This window comes from Erythrobacter sp. (genome assembly GCF_035194505.1).
Taxonomy (GTDB): domain Bacteria; phylum Pseudomonadota; class Alphaproteobacteria; order Sphingomonadales; family Sphingomonadaceae; genus Erythrobacter.
Map to the genome: position 1 here is coordinate 1,786,929 of NZ_CP136573.1, position 15,021 is coordinate 1,801,949.

The following is a 15,021-nucleotide window of genomic DNA, read 5'->3' on the forward strand; positions in this document are numbered from 1 at the left end:
ACTCAGTTCTCCTTGCGCGGGATCAGCCGCACCGGCAGCTTGTAGGGACCGTTGAGGGTCGGGAACGGATAGGGCACCAGTGGCCCTGCTCGCTTCAGCCCGTCGAAGCGCTTCATGAACTCTTCGACCACCACTCGCGCTTCCATGCGCGCCAGTGGGCCGCCAATGCAGGTGTGGAGGCCATGGCCGAAGGAGAGGTGCTTGCGCAGCACCTTGGGCTCGCGCGCGATGTCGAACCGAAGCGGATCGTCGAACACCTCCGGGTCGAGGTTGCCCGAGAACCACATCAACCCGATCTTGGTGTCGGCGGGGATGTCATGCCCGCCGAGGGTGATCGGCTCGTTGTTGGTGCGGAACAACCCATGGACCGGGCTCTCGATCCGCAATGTCTCTTCCAGAGCTTGATCAAGCAGCGAGGGATCGGCCTTGAGCTTTGCCCACTGGTCAGGGTGATCCATCATCAGGTTGAAGAAGCTGCCGATGAAGACCGTGGTCGTCGCCGCACCTGCCACCAGCAGGAACTGCGCGAACCCCAGGATCTGCGGGGTCGGGATGCGTTCACCATCGATGCGGCCCTTGACCAGCAGCGACACCATGTCGTCGCCGGGATCTTCACCAGCTTCGTCAAGTGCGATCTTGGCCTCCACTCGCGGGAGGAAATAGTCCGCGATCTTACGCAGCTTGTCGAGCCGGTCGGCCTCCATGGTTTGCGCCTTCTGGAGGGTGGAGCCCGCCATCACGTCTACCCAATCGCGCAGCATCGGATAGTCGGCGAATGGCACATCGAGCAACTCGCTGATGACGAACATCGGCACCTGGTCGGCAAGTTCGGCCATCAGGTCGCACTCTACCAGCTCGGCCAGCGCCTCCATACGCTGCTGCACGAAGGCACGGATCGGCTCTTCAAGCGCGGCAATGATCTTGGGGTTGAATGCGGGCGCGATGGCCTTCTTTTGCTTGGTGTGGAGCGGCGGATCAGCGCCGACGAGAACCGGCACAGAATGCTCGTCCGCGTAGTTGGTGCCTGGCCCATGCCGCACCGAAAACATCTCGTTGTCCCGCACGATGGCCATGATGCCGGCATGGCGGAACACCGCATACCAGCCGACCTCGGTATTGTTGTGCACAGGGCAGGTGTCCTGCATGGTGCGGTAGGTCTGATGCGGGAAATTCTGGAACTTCTCGTCGTAGAAGTCGAAGTCAGTGACCATGTCGGTTTCTCTCCCGACCACGAAGCTATGGCGACTCACAAATTGAAACAAGTTCTACTTTTCGCTAGGCGATGCTTATGAACGAACCAGGCTCGCCCAACCGCCGCTACGCCAGCGATCGCATGGGCCGCAGGCAGGAGGAGATCCTTGCGGCCGCGCGGGAGATGCTGACCGAAGGCGACGGCACCATCCGCATGCGCGAGTTGGCCGAGCGCAGCGGTGTGGCGCTCGGGACGATCTACAATCGCTTCGGCAGCAAAGAGCGGGTAGCGCTGGAAGCGGTGATCGACGTCTTCCGCAACCGCGTGGTGCCTTGGGAACAGACTGCCAATGAAGACGTGATCGACCGGATGATGGAGAGGATTGCCTCGGCGGTCGCGGAGATCCGGCGGCGTCCACCGTTCGCACGCACAATGGCCGCCTGCTATTTCGGTGCCGCCTCCGACGAGAACGCCGGGCTTGCCGAAGCTCTTCACGACTACCCGGCCAGCGAGCTGCGCAAGGGGTTACTGGAACTTCACGAGCTGGGCGCACTGCGGGGTGACACTGACATTGCGGAGCTAGCAGATGAGATTACCCGCGCCCAATACGCAGCGGTAGCCCACTGGGCAAAGGGGCTCGTCAGCGAGGAAGCGCTCGAACGGAGCATGCAGCGGGCCTTGCTGCAACATCTGTTCGTCTGGCTGGAGGGCAGCTGGGCCGAGAAGCTTCAGCTGCGTCCCCGCCTGCGGTAGCAGGTTGCGCACCTTGACTGCTCTGCCGCCTGAAAACTGGCCCATTCGCCGGTAGAGGTTTCCGCTTTAGACATCTTTGGCTGATCGAGCAGTGAACGCCGGGTGCTGAGATCTTGCGTAAGGGGTGGATTAGCCAGCCAAGCTACTACAACCGGAAGAAGAGGTGCGCGGGGCTGCTGCCATCAGAGATGCGGCGGCAGCGTTAGCTGGAGGACGAGAACAGCCGACTCTAGAAGATCGTCGCTGACCTGACGCCGGACCGTGAGATGCTTCAGGATGTCATCAATCGAAAGCTCCAAGGCCGGATTGGAGGCGCTAGCTGGTCGACGGGATGCTCTTGGACTGGAGCGCAACGGGGCAGGCTTGGGTTGTTGTCTCTGGCGCACAGGCGCACACCTGCCGCCGTGGAGTTAGCGCCCCTGCAATGACTACCTCACACCGCCCCAGCTAGGACGTAGAGCGTGATCCGCAAATGCGCGAAAGCAGGCTTGCACCATTCCCACTGGTTGTTAGTCTCAGGAACATGAGATGGCTGGCCATGATCTGTTTGACAGTCTGGTTAACAGCGCCCGTTGCAATTTTTGCTCAGCCGCAATCAGCCTCGGACTCTATTGCGCCCGATCTGCGTCAGCCCACCGAGAAGGAAGCACGGCAGCTCGATACTGGTTGGCAGACGATCGGATTCCACGAAGCATCGGCCTTTCCGGCCAACACGATCTCGGCAATCGACAAGATCAAGCCGCTGGTCGACGAGACCTACGGGCCGGACCATCCGCTCGCGCTGCGGCTCGACACGCTGCGGGCGGGCAGCCTGTCGCGGATCGGCAAGCATCAGGAGGCAGAGGCGGCGCTGGCGACGAATGTTGCGGCGCTTGAACGGCGCCTCGGCCCGGACAAAAGCTGGACCTATCTCGCGCGGCAGGATCGCGCCCGCAATCTCGTCCAGCTGGGCCGGCTGGCAGAAGCAGTCGCCCTGTTCGAGGAAAATGCGCAGGTCATCGCCCGGCAGCCGGGGCTCGATCCGCTGGCAAAGGCGCGACTAGGGCTCGATATCGCCTATGCGCGGCGAATGCAGGGCCGCTTTGCCGAAGCCGAAGGGCTGGCGCGGCTGGCCTGCGATGCCGAACGCGCAGCCCCCGCGCCGGAGCCGGTCTCGGTTGCCGTGGCCTGCGCGTCGCTCGCGCGGTCGCTCACCGGGCTCGGCCGGATCGACGAGGCGACCACGCTGGTCCGGTCGCTGCTGGAAGGGTATGAAAAAAAGGATGTCGGCCGGGCGCGCCTGCTTTTTGCCCTCGCCGAGGCGGACGGGGAAGCCGGCCGCATGTTCGAAACCCAGCAGCATTACACCGAGGCCGCCAAACTGCTGCTCGATATCGAGGGCTATGACGCGCCGAACACGCTGCAGGCCACCGCACGGGCGCGGCTGGCTCTGGTCGAGGCACTGGGCCGCTCGCCGATGGTCGCCACCAGCATCGTGTCCGACGGTCTGCCGATCGCTTTCGACCTCGGGCAATGCGACGGCGCACCGGACAGCCTGTCCGGGGCTGAATTGCGGCTGTCCAGAGCCGCCACGGATTTTCGCGGAGAGGACCAGAGGGCCTGCCTCGAAAAGATCCGCGATTTTCTCGCCGGCGGCCATGGTCCGGACGCCCCGGCGACGCTGGAAGTGCGGGAGCGACTGGTCGAGGTGATTGACCGGATGGGCGATGCAGAGCCTGCGCTGGAAGAAGCGCGCGGGTTGGTGGCCGCCCGCGAGAAGGTCAATGGCCTCGCCCACCCCGCCACTGCGCGGGCGATGCTACTTTATGCACAGACGCTCTCCGCCATGGGACGTAGCCAGGAGGCCGAGGCGCTCGCCAGACGCGCCGCCGCCGTGCTGCCCGCGCAGGCCCACAGCTTCAACGCCCGCCGGCTGGATACGCTGGGCCAACACCAGCAGGCAGCCGCCCAGTGGCAAATGGCCGCCGCCGCGTTCGAGAAGGGGCCAAAGCAGTCGCTGCGGCTCGCCATCGATATCCTCGCCGGACAGGTATTCAACGCGCATTATCAGGGGCGCTGCAACGACACCAAGCGCGCGGAGGTCGAGGAGCTCGTCGCAGCGGAGACCTATGCGCTGGTGGGCGATTTCAGGCGACCTTCGGATGAAGCCCATGCGATCCTGCTGGCCTGCGAGGGCAAGTGGAAGGAAGCAGCGGCGATCTACCAGCAATTGAGCTTCGAAAGCGTGAGCGACGGAATCGCGTTCCACGATTCCAATCTCGCCCGGCTGGAAGCGCGCCTTGCGCTCGCCTTGCTGAAGAACCCCGACTATTATGATGCTGCCTTTTTCGCGGCGCGGAATGCCGCCTTCTATGCGCGCGAGCGGCGCTATACGCCGGCCCGTGATTCATCCGGCAAGCCCCTCGGTTTCCGCACGGCTTCGGCAGGCACGGGCGCCGATCCGCTGGCGGTGGCGTTCTCGACGCTGATCACGCTCAACTGGGCCTATGAAGGCAAGCAGGTGCGGCTCGGGTCGAGCACCATCACCTCGCAGGGGATGGACGAGGCGTTTCGTGCAGCCCAGGATTTCGCACAGAGCAGGGCGGCGGCATCGCTGCTGGAAGCGGCGGCGAGGGCGGCGGTCAGTGATCCCGAACTCGGTGCGCTGATCGACCGGCAGGCAGCGCTGGCGGCGAAGATCTATGCTTCCGATCAGGCCGCGTTGGCAAACAGAGCCGGCGCTGTAGCCGGCGATGCGTCGCTCGAAGGCGATCGCCGGGCGCTGGCGGAGCTGACCGAGGAACTCAGGCAGCGCTATCCCGCCTATGCCAACACCTCGCGCCCCTTCGGCCTGTCGATCGCGCAAACCCGGTCAAGGTTACGCGCGGGCGAGGCCGTGCTGATGATCCAGCCGATCGGCGATGCGGTCTACAGCTTCGCCATTTCGGCCGACAGTCAGGCCTGGCACAAGGCTGACATCAGCAGGGCTGAGATGGACCGGCTGGTCGCATCGGTGCGCTGCCGGATCGATCCGGGTAGTTGCACGCTGAACCTGCCGGGCGAATATCTGTTCGAGGGCAAGGCGGCGGCGGCACTCTACCAGCAGCTCGTCGCGCCGGTTGTGTCGGGCCTCGGCGATGCCGGGACGCTCTACCCGGTGACCGGGGGGAGCCTAGGGAGCATTCCGCTGGGCATTCTGGTGGTGGGCGAGCCGCCGCGGCAAAGCTTCGACGAGCAGGCAGAACTCGCCGCGCTGGCGGGCACCCAGTGGCTGAGCGACCGCTATGCGCTGGCGACCTTGCCGTCGGTATCCAGCCTGCGCGCCTATGCCGCGGCCGAGGGCGGCGAGGCGGGCGCGCCGGGGTTCGTCGGGATTGGCGATCCCGTCCTCGGCCCGGCGCAGGAGATTTCGCGGGGCAGTTCGAGCGCCACCACCGCCAATGTCCGCGGCAGCGATGACCTCGCCGAGCCCGCCGCGCTAATGAAATTGAGCTCGCTGCCCGGTACAAGGCGCGAATTGCTCGCCATCGCGCGCACGCTCGGCAGTCCGGAAGACAGCCTGCTGCTTGCCGAGGCCGCGACCGAGGGCCGGGTGAAGTCCCCCGCGCTGCTCGCCAATGCCGGCATCATCGTCTTCGCTACCCATGCGATGCTGCCCGGGCAGATCGAGGGGAACGCCGAGCCCGGCCTTGTCATGACCCCGCCCTACGAAGCCAGCATTGGCGATGACGGCTACCTGACCGCGAGCGAGGCGGCCGCGCTTAAGCTCAACGCCGACTGGGTCGTGCTCTCGGCCTGCAACACCGCCGGCCCGGCCGATGGCGGTAGCAACGAAAGCCTCTCCGGTCTGGCGCGGGCGTTCTTTTTCGCCGGCGCCCGTTCGCTGCTGGTGAGCCACTGGCCGGTGCTCGACACGGTTGGCGCCGCGATCACCAGCGAGACCTTCCGCATAAAGGCGGCCCATCCCGACCTGTCCCGCGCCGAGGCGCTGCAGCTGGCGCTGCGTGGCATCCGAAGTGGAACCTCAGTGCTGGGCGATGCCATCCCCGGATGGGAGCCGAGTTGGGCCGACCCCTGGGCCTGGGCACCCTTCAGCTTGATCGAAAGCGGAAGCTGAAATCGCGCTTGAGCCGGACGATAAGAGCGAAGCCGAGATTTCATAGGGTGTGGCTGAGAGGCTTGGTTCAAGCGAATGACCTGCCCCCCTGCTGCCGCGAACAGTTTAGCGCGAATTCAAATCACACGTGATAGACCGTGGGGCAAAGGTATCGGGCCCGCCACCCATGATGGCGGCGTAGTGTCACGAAGACGACGGCAATTCCATTGTGTCGTGCAAACTTCCGCGGTCAGCGGTCGGGAAGGGGTGGGGCTATTTGCGTTGCCTTGCGGCTTCGATTGAGGAGTGGCCAGGGCGGCTTACGGCGCCACCTGCCGTAGGTCGTTATCAGTCATAGCGATAAGTCGAAATCTCGCAGACATTGATCTTATTGCGGATCACGACATCGTCATCGGCGAACTCATTGGCGAACACCGCCCTGAAATCATAGATGCAGCGACAGCGCCCATCATCGAAGTTGACCACGAACGAGCTATAGCTCTGGATCACTTCGTCTCCAAGAATGTCATCTTCCCAATCGTTGACGTCCGGCGGTGAGGCGAAGAATGCCAACATGGTGACGCCGGTTTCGTTGATTATAGTCACGCTACGGTCCTGGCCATCGTTACAGGCCTGCGCGGTTGCGGCGACAGCGACCGGCGAGACTGCGGCAGCTGCCGACGGTGTGGTCGCCCCACTACCCCCAAACGTGAATAGAGCGAGTGCAACGACACCAAAAAGAATTACTACGAACTTTTGCATAGTTTCCCCGAAGTTACTCGGTAACCAATACGATATCGAACCCAGGAATCCGATTATCGCTATTGCGAGGGGTAGGATATTGAAAGTACCAGGCAGCCCGAGACACCCTCGATATGGTCGCAGGACCTCGATGAACCCGCCTCTGGAACTCTCGATATGCTTCAAAGGCTTAGTCAAATTCCTTCAGGTCGATTACGTACTTATACTGGCGTCCAGTGCCACTACCATCCACTTTCCGCAGCAGCGGAAATCAGGCAGCCGTAGGCGGCATTGCGTGCCGCCAACCTTTCCTCCCCCTTGGCGAAAAGCGCCGCGCGCAGATCGACGTTGATCTGCTGGTTCGCCTCGCTGCGCCAGTCAACACCCCTGCCGGCGCAGCGCCAGCGCTGCAATCCGGCAGCCCCCTCAACCATAATCGCCACGCCTGCGCCGGGGAACTGCGCGTGCTTCAGGACCCGCTTAACACAGGCGCTGTCGTATGTTTCGTTCGCGAGGCAGTCAGCGAAGTCAGCGGCGTTCAGTTGGTTGGCCTCCCAGCGAAATTCGCCCTTCTGTTCTAGGTATGTAAGATAGGCGAGGAGCAGGGCGCGCGCGTCCGGATCGCGCGACAGCACTACAATGTTGATCGGCGGGGGTGGAGGCAGAGCAAAGGTATCGGCCGATATCGCCGCGACGGCGAACGCGAGAAAAGTTTTCAGATCTAGCTTCATGTGGCACCCCTGAATGGCGCTAGGCTCGGTCGCCGCAGCCGCAAGCGCATCGTGGAAACATCTCGAAGACGGCCTCTATCAAGTGACGTGCTCCCTTGATTGCTACCAGTCAAAAATAGAGTCTGGCTCCTTCATGATGGTCGTTTGATGGGATGGCAACGTATCTGGGGGCATGCCCCCAGACACGGTGGCCGGCGATCTCGGCTGGGGTCTTCCCACCCAGTATCGAGTGTGGCCTGACCGTGTTGCAATCGCACCGCTAGGCGACTAGGCAGAACCGGCCAAAGGCCAGCGAAATCAACAATGTCTCGTCGAGGCATTAGTCGCGCAACCCCAGCCGCTGGGTGGTGAGCGCTTCTATGCCATCTGTCCTCTCAATGGCCAGCGCTGCACCGTACTCATCTTGCCACCCGGAGAGACGCTCTTCGCCTCGGTGCGCGGCTGGGGCGTGCCTTACTCCTCAACCCGAGAGCGCAAGGTCAGCAGAGCTGTGCGGACAATGCGCAAGATCGAGGGGCAGAAGATGTCCAAATACGCACGCATGCCCACTCGCGAGCAGCAATGGCGGCGCTGGATGAAAGCAGCTGACATCTACGACGCTTGGGAAGAGGGGCTGATGCAGTATTGGTAGCAGGGCTGCGATGTTCCCGCCACTGCGGGGCGTCATATACTGGCCGTTTGCCGAATGAGTGTTTCGGCGAACAGGGGCGAAAAGCAGTTGCCCGATCAGCCCGTCGAAGACGGCAGCTGTCGACCCATACCCGGTCTTTCACTTCCGCCAAATTGAAAGTCTGGTTTCTAGAGAAGCTGACACCTCACCTCCGGGATCGCGGAGCGACCGTTCTCATGACTGGAACCGGGTGGTTGTGAGACCAATTCAAACCCGCTTGATTCGATGCAGCCACATCGATAACCGTCAGGGCAACGGGGCGAAGCAACCTCCCGTTCAGGCCGAGAAAAGCCCAAGCGTTGCCTCGTAAGCCTGCCGGGTTCGGCAGGCTGCTTTTTGCGAGGTAGTCGTGCCCCACCCTGACATCGTCCCGAATATCCGCTTCACCGATCTGCTGCGGGCGTTTTCCCGCATCGGTCTGCTGAGTTTCGGCGGTCCGGCCGGACAGATCGCGCTGATGCACCGCGAGCTGGTTGAGGAGCGCGCCTGGATCGGCGAGGACGATTTTCTCCACGCGCTCAATTTCTGCCACCTTCTGCCCGGCCCGGAAGCCCAGCAACTTGCGACGTGGATCGGCTGGCGGTTGCATGGCTGGCGCGGCGGTCTGGCAGCGGGGCTGCTGTTCGTCATCCCGGGGGCGGCGATCATCCTTGCCCTGTCAATGCTCTATGCCATCGCCGCCAACCTCGGCTGGGTCGCTGCCCTCTTTCTCGGCGTGAAGGCCGCGGTGCTGGCGATTGTCGTGCAGGCATTGTTGCGGATCGCCGGACGCGCACTCGATACAGGCGTAAAGCGCGCGCTGGCGGTGGCGGCTTTCATCGGGCTGTTCCTGCTCGACTTGCCCTTTCCGCTGATTGTGCTGGGGGCAGGGGCGATCGGCATGGCGGTGGCAGCGACGCGGCCCGAATGGCTTGCGCTCAAGCAAGGCAAGGGAAGCCCCGACCTGCCTGCCCGTCCATGGCGCAGCACGATCAGCGCAATCATTCTGTGGGGTGCCGTCTGGGCTGCTCCGATGGCACTGATCGCACTGACGCTGGGGCAAGGCCATGTGCTGTGGCAGATCGGCGCGTTTTTCTCGCAGCTCGCAATCGTCACCTTCGGCGGCGCCTATGCCGTGCTTGCCTACATGGCGCAGGAGGCGGTGCAGGGCTTCGGCTGGTTGCGAGCGGGGGAGATGGCCGACGGGCTGGGGCTCGCCGAGACGACGCCGGGACCGCTGATCCTCGTCACGCAATTCGTCGGCTACCTTGCTGCGTTCCGCGCACCCGAGCCGTTCTCGCCGCTGGTGGCCGGCGTGCTGGGCGCTGCCATCACCACCTGGGTCACCTTCGCACCGTGCTTTATGTGGATCTTCGCATTCGCGCCGTGGATCGATCGGTTGGGCAATGCGGTGCGGATCAAGGGCGGGCTGGCCGCCGTCACGGCAGCAGTGGTTGGCGTCATTGGCAACCTGACCGCATGGTTTGCCCTGCACGTGCTGTTTGCAACGGTGGGCGAGACGCGATTTGGCCCGCTGCGACTACACGTGCCCGATTGGACGAGTTTTGACTGGCGCGCGGCTGCGCTCGCCGTGTTAGCCGGCATCATGGCCTTCGGGCTCAATTGGTCGGTGCTGCGCATACTTGGCGTCTGCGCCGCCGGGGGGCTGGCGTTAGGTCACCTGGTTTAGAGCCACCCGGCCGTCCACGCGATGACCACGGCAGCAGGCACCAGCAACGCCTGCGCCATCAGCGTGCCGACAAGGCGGCTCAATGACACCCAGATCATCGCCCGCCGGAAGGTCGCTTCGCTCACGCTGCCATCGACCACGTCGTCGGTCAGCGCCGAGATCTGCGGGTCGATCAGCGCGAACAGCAATATCGTGGCAAAGCCGTTGACGATCGCGGTCATCTGCGAGGCGGTGACGCGAAATTCAGGGACGAGAAAGCCCGCATAGAGCGAGGCCAGCACCCCCACCGCCAGTAGCCCCTGCGCCGCAGCGTTGGCGGCGAGCACAGTCCAGCTCACCCCGCGCGGCTTGGACAGCGACCGCAACGTCTCGCCCGAGGGAATGGCGATGGAATCGCGCAGCGTAGCAAGGCCCGCCGGGGTCATGCTGGCAAGGATCAGCCGGGTGGTCGAGCGCCGCGCCTGAAAGAAGGTGATCGCGGCAGCAAACAGCCGCTGGCCGGTCGGCACCAGCACGATACCGAGCGCGACCGCCGCCGCGGCCGAGAACAGCACCAGCCTGAGATCCCACAGCAGCGCCTCGGCCCCGCCGCTCGCCAGCGCGGTCTCGATCCGCTTGGCTAGGAAAGGCCCGAGGAACCCGTTCGAGGTGCGCGAGACCAACAGCAGGATGTTGAACAGCGCAAAGCTAAGCGCGATCCGCCCGGTGCGCACCCCGGCAATCCGTGCCGCATAGGCGAGCGCGCCGATCAGGTTGATCACCACGGTCAGCGCGCAGATCAATAGTAGTTCGGTATCCACGGACTGGCCTTGTTTCGGTGTTGGGCGCTAGACTGCGAGCCACGCCTTGTAGATGCTGTAGCTGCTGGTGACGATCAGCACCACGGCAACTACCAGCAAAAGGACGCGCGGCTGGACACGGCTGGCCAGCAGCGCCCCGAACGGCGCGGCGATCACCCCGCCGATGATGAGCCCCACGGTGATCAGCGTGAAGGCGGCAAAGCCGAGCGTGGCAATGAAGGCGATCGAGATGGACAGGGTCAGCAGGAACTCGGCCGAATTGACTGTCCCGATAACCTTGCGCGGATCGCCGCCCTGCACCAGCAGGTTCGATGTCACCACGGGCCCCCAGCCGCCCCCGCCCGCCGCGTCGAGAAAACCGCCTGCCGCCGCCAGCGGGCGAGTGTAGCGCGGGTCCTCGAACTTGGGCGTCGACAGCCGGATGCCGCGCCACAGCAGATAGAAGCCGATACCCGTCAGGTAGAGCATCACGAAAGGCCGCGCCGCCGAAGCATCGATGCTCGACAGCAGATAAGCGCCCGTCACCCCGCCCAGCACGCCGAAGGGGACCAGCCGCTTGAACAGCCCCCAATCGACATTGCGGTGCCAGATATGGCTCGCGCCCGAGGCACCGGTGGTGAACAGCTCCACAAGGTGCACGCTCGCCGAGGCGGTCGCTGGCGGCACGCCGAGCGCGCTCACCAGCAGGGTCTGGGTGATGACCCCGAAGGCCATGCCCAGCGCCCCGTCGATCATCTGCGCCGCCATGCCGATGGCGATGAAGGGCGCGATTTCGATCAGGAGGGGGAGAAAATCAGGCATGAGGTGGTCCTCTTTGCGTGCTGGCAGGGCTAGAAGGTGATCGAGGCTGTCGCGCCCCAGGTGCGTGGATCTCCGGGAAGCCCAGCGATCAGCCCGGTGTTGCCCGGACCGACGAAGAGCTGTTCGAAATAATCCTCGTCAAACGCGTTCCTCACCCAGGCAAACAGATTCAGTCCGTCATCTGCACGGAAACCGAGGCGGAAATTGGACAGACTGTAGCCATCGACCAAGGTGTAGATCGAAGGCGAGGGGTTGGAAGAGAAGCTCGAGCGGTAAGATCCGTCATAGCCGAGATAGACCTCGCCCGGCTTGCCGAGGAAGGTAGCGGGCTCATTTGCCTCCGCCCCGAAAGAGAAAGCCCATTTCGACACGCCCGGCAGGCGCTGGCCGGAAATGTCGCAATTGGGCGGACTGATGCCGCCGGGTGTGCCGGGAGCGGACGGCGTTTGCCCCGGCGCGGCGGTTGTGCCGCCCGACAATTCGGGCGGGCAGGGCGCATCGACAAAGCGCACATACTTGGCGTCGGTATAGGCCGCGTTCGCATAGGCATTGAGGCGCTGGCTCGGGCGGATGCTGAAATCGGCTTCGATCCCCTGTGATCGCACCTTGCCCGCATTGGCAAGAAACCCGCGCAGCACGCCGAACTGGCCGTTGTTCACGGTTGCCTGATAATCGCGGATGTCGGTGCGGAAGGCGGCGAGATTGAGCGTCGCCTTGCGGTTCCAGAATTGGCTCTTGAGGCCGATCTCGAAGTGATCGACCTGTTCAGGCCGGATCGTGCCTGCTGCTGCGATCGGCTGGCCATTGGCGTCGGTCGGCAACCCGTTCTGGTTGATCCCGATGGTCTTGAAGCTCTTGGCATAGGTGCCATAGGCCAGCACATCGGGGACGACTTCATAGCTGAGCGTCAGATCGTAGGTGAGGTTCCAGTCGGTATCCGCAGGCGCGCTGGTCTGGGGCGTGAACACCCCCAGCTGTGCACGGGAACGTGCATCGGTTTCCGCGCCGGTCAGCTCCACGCCGGTGCCGGTGAACACCCGGCGCTGGTAGAAGCCCGACTTCTTGTCATAGTTCAGACGCGCGCCCGGCTGGATGGTGAAGGCATCGGTCACCTTCCAGCTCAGCTGCCCGAACAACGCCGCGCTGGTGCTCTTGAGAAACTGCGTGTTGCGCGCGGTGAGGCCGTTCAGAACGCTCGGATCGTTCGACAGCACGTTATTGGGGGCAATCGTCCAGCGGCTGGAATTGATGCCGTGCTGTTCGGTCCCCTGCGTGTCAATCCGCTGGTTGAAAGCGAAGGCCCCGAGCACGAAGTCGAACGTGTCGCCGGTATAGGCGTAGCGGACTTCCTGCGTGAACTGATCCTGTTGCGAGGGGTTCTGCGACAGGGCGACGATCGAAAGTCCGGTAAAGTCGCGGTCGTTTTCCGGCTTCCAGTCCCAGTATCGCCAGGCGCTGACCGAGGTGAAGGTGCCCGGTCCCACGTCCCACGTGATCTTCAGCGCCGCGCCGGCGATGACGTTGCCCGCGTTGAGATTGCTGTCGAGATCGGTCAGCCGGTCAAACGGATTGGTGGACGGCGGCGCGTAGTTCTGCGCTGCGGCCAGCGCGGCAAACTGGCGGTTCAATGGCCGCTGGGTCGCGCCGGTGCGCACGAACACCGAACCGCAGCACACCGCATCCTGCTTGTTGTAATCGCCCACCAGCTTGATCTTGAGATCGCTCGTCGGCTCCCACAAAAGCTGGGCGCGAAGGCCGATATTGTCGAGGCTCTGGATGTTCTCGCCAGTGGTGACATTGCGGATCGTGCCGTTGCGGCTGGTTCCCGAGAACGCGACCCGCGCCGCAACCGTCTCCGACAGCGGCCCGGAGACGGCAAGCCGCGCCTGCTGGAAGTTGTAGTTGCCGACACTCACCTCGGCGCGGCCCTCGAAGTCGAAGGTCGGCTGGTTGGTCTGGATGTTGATCGCGCCTGCGGTGGTATTCTTGCCGTAGAGCGTCCCCTGCGGCCCGCGCAGCACTTCGATCTGCGCCACATCGAGGAAATCGAACGTGGCCGAGGCGACTCGCGAGTAATAGACATCGTCCACATAGATGCCGACACCCTGCTCGAACCCGTCACTGGTGAGCCCGAAGGGCACGCCAAGGCCGCGGATGTTGACCGCGGTGTTGCGCGGGTTGGAGGAATAGAACTGCAAGGTCGGTGCGAGCTGCTGGAGGCGGTTCACGTTGAACGCCCCGGTCTCGTCCAGCTGCTGAGCCCCCAGCACCGACACCGCTAGAGGAATGTCCTGCGCGCTTTCGGAGCGGCGGCGGGCGGTGACGATGATGTCATTGCTGTCCTGCTCTTCCTCGACGGTGGGGGTCGGGTCGGCAGGTATCTCGTCCTGCGCATGGGCGGGGGTGGAAAGCAGAGCGGTCAGCCCTGCGCCGAGCAGCAGGGCGCTGCGGATGGAAATCGAATACATGGTCTCGCCTTTGCAAGCGGGCATGCATCCGGTGGTCCGGTCTGCCAGTCCCTGTTGATGTGTGGTGATGCTGGATCACGGTGCCGATCAATCGGTCAGCCGCTTCCTTTCGGTCACGTCGATCTGCATGACCTTGCCGTCGTGCACGGTCAGCTGGATCGCGCCGTAGCGCAGGCGGCCAAGCGCCTCGCTGACCAGCGCCAGAGCGTCAGGCAGAATCCCGCCTGCGCCAGATTGTTGCTCGTTACGGTCCATGAATGGGCCTTTCGTTACACGGATTCGGTCCGCAACGAAGAAACTAATCTCAAGCGATTTGATTGACAATAGGCAAGGCAGACAGATTTTCTGTGCACCGATGAAAGGTTAGGTTTGTGCGCCGAGTCGAGGCGGAGGCCGTCAGAAGTCCTCGGCGGTAAACGCCGGCACCGGAGCGATCGGATCGGACAGTCGGATGCCATCGAGGATCTGCGCCGTCCGGTCGCGCACGTCGAGCAACAGCGCGCGCGTCCTGCACTCGCCTTCATCGAGGCAGTTCTTGCACGTCTCGTGTGCATAGCGGCTGGCGCACGGCACCAGCGCCAGGGAACCGCGCATGTGGCGGATGAGATCGCCATAGGTGATGTCGATCGGCGGGATCGCAAGCCAGTAACCCCCGTCACGCCCGCGCTGGGATTCGACAAGCCCTGCGCGGGTAAGCTCGGACAGGATGACGGTCAGGAACTTGGCCGGGATGTTCTGCGCCTCGGCAATCGCCGCCAGCTGCACCGGACCTTCGCCATAATGATCGGCGAGGTGCTGCATCGCTCTGATCGCGTAGCGGGTCTTCTGGGACAGCATGGCGAATTGTCTATCTGCCAGGTAGGCAATGAGGTCAAGCCATCTGGCATTCAGGTGTTGAACTAGATGGCGGCTTTGGTTCCGATTACGGACTCCCGGATTCCAGAAAGCCAACCCCGAACAGCAGCCGTCTGCGCTCCTGCGCATGGTAGTATCCACTTTTGGCAATATCAGTCATTCGGCATAGCGTTCGGACTGACCGCAATGTCCCAGAACCGGCAATTGAGACCCGCTGGTCCCCTGCGCGGGGCGATCTCAGGGTCAACGTTTTCAAACTTCGATTT

General features: G+C 63.5%; 12 protein-coding genes and 1 pseudogene. 5 read left to right on the top strand and 8 right to left on the bottom strand.

The window, feature by feature from the left end; genetic code table 11:
- Window positions 1-2: 2 nt before the first annotated feature.
- Complete coding sequence (locus RSE14_RS08870) at window positions 3-1,211, bottom strand: cytochrome P450 (protein WP_324072854.1); 1,209 nt, start codon at window positions 1,209-1,211, stop codon at window positions 3-5.
- A 77-nt stretch (window positions 1,212-1,288) separates the two neighbouring features.
- Here RSE14_RS08870 and RSE14_RS08875 point away from each other — a divergent pair, with 77 nt between their 5' ends.
- From RSE14_RS08875 to RSE14_RS08885, 3 genes and pseudogenes are all read left to right on the top strand, one after another.
- Entirely contained in the window at window positions 1,289-1,945 is a 657-nt protein-coding gene (locus RSE14_RS08875) for a TetR/AcrR family transcriptional regulator (protein WP_324072857.1), read from the top strand.
- 104 nt (window positions 1,946-2,049) lie between these two features.
- Window positions 2,050-2,239, top strand: a pseudogene (locus tag RSE14_RS08880) (IS3 family transposase); the annotation flags it as partial.
- A gap of 244 nt (window positions 2,240-2,483) precedes the next feature.
- Window positions 2,484-6,041 carry a CHAT domain-containing tetratricopeptide repeat protein gene (locus RSE14_RS08885; RefSeq protein WP_324072859.1) on the top strand — a complete coding sequence of 1,186 codons (3,558 nt, stop codon included), beginning with the start codon at window positions 2,484-2,486 and terminating at the stop codon, window positions 6,039-6,041.
- Window positions 6,042-6,368: 327 nt separating this feature from the next.
- Here the strand turns inward: RSE14_RS08885 and RSE14_RS08890 are convergent, their stop codons facing one another.
- Together RSE14_RS08890 and RSE14_RS08895 are read right to left on the bottom strand one after the other, a co-directional pair.
- A complete protein-coding gene (locus tag RSE14_RS08890; protein ID WP_324072861.1) occupies window positions 6,369-6,782 on the bottom strand; it encodes a hypothetical protein in 414 nt (137 codons plus the stop codon).
- 221 nt (window positions 6,783-7,003) lie between these two features.
- Window positions 7,004-7,492, bottom strand: coding sequence for a hypothetical protein (locus RSE14_RS08895; protein WP_324072862.1), 489 nt, complete (start codon window positions 7,490-7,492; stop codon window positions 7,004-7,006).
- A 499-nt stretch (window positions 7,493-7,991) separates the two neighbouring features.
- On the opposite strand from RSE14_RS08895, the gene RSE14_RS08900 reads away from it, so the two are divergent.
- Both RSE14_RS08900 and chrA read left to right on the top strand, forming a co-directional pair.
- Window positions 7,992-8,123, top strand: coding sequence for a hypothetical protein (locus tag RSE14_RS08900; RefSeq protein ID WP_324072864.1), 132 nt, complete (start codon window positions 7,992-7,994; stop codon window positions 8,121-8,123).
- A gap of 388 nt (window positions 8,124-8,511) precedes the next feature.
- Window positions 8,512-9,831, top strand: coding sequence for a chromate efflux transporter (chrA, locus tag RSE14_RS08905; RefSeq protein ID WP_324072866.1), 1,320 nt, complete (start codon window positions 8,512-8,514; stop codon window positions 9,829-9,831).
- On the opposite strand, the gene RSE14_RS08910 is transcribed toward chrA, so the two are convergent.
- The 5 genes from RSE14_RS08910 to RSE14_RS08930 all read right to left on the bottom strand — a co-directional run bounded on the left by RSE14_RS08910 (window position 9,828) and on the right by RSE14_RS08930 (window position 14,737).
- Window positions 9,828-10,631, bottom strand: a complete 804-nt coding sequence (locus tag RSE14_RS08910) for a lipid II flippase Amj family protein (RefSeq protein WP_324072869.1) — start codon at window positions 10,629-10,631, stop codon at window positions 9,828-9,830. The genes chrA and RSE14_RS08910 overlap by 4 nt on opposite strands.
- Window positions 10,632-10,658: 27 nt before the next feature.
- Window positions 10,659-11,432, bottom strand: coding sequence for a sulfite exporter TauE/SafE family protein (locus RSE14_RS08915; RefSeq protein WP_324072871.1), 774 nt, complete (start codon window positions 11,430-11,432; stop codon window positions 10,659-10,661).
- Between the two features lie 29 nt (window positions 11,433-11,461).
- Entirely contained in the window at window positions 11,462-13,900 is a 2,439-nt protein-coding gene (locus RSE14_RS08920) for a TonB-dependent receptor (protein WP_324072873.1), read from the bottom strand.
- Window positions 13,901-13,987: 87 nt separating this feature from the next.
- Window positions 13,988-14,155 carry a YezD family protein gene (locus tag RSE14_RS08925; protein ID WP_324072874.1) on the bottom strand — a complete coding sequence of 56 codons (168 nt, stop codon included), beginning with the start codon at window positions 14,153-14,155 and terminating at the stop codon, window positions 13,988-13,990.
- Window positions 14,156-14,296: 141 nt separating this feature from the next.
- A complete protein-coding gene (locus RSE14_RS08930) occupies window positions 14,297-14,737 on the bottom strand; it encodes an RrF2 family transcriptional regulator (protein ID WP_324072877.1) in 441 nt (146 codons plus the stop codon).
- Window positions 14,738-15,021 lie beyond the last annotated feature (284 nt).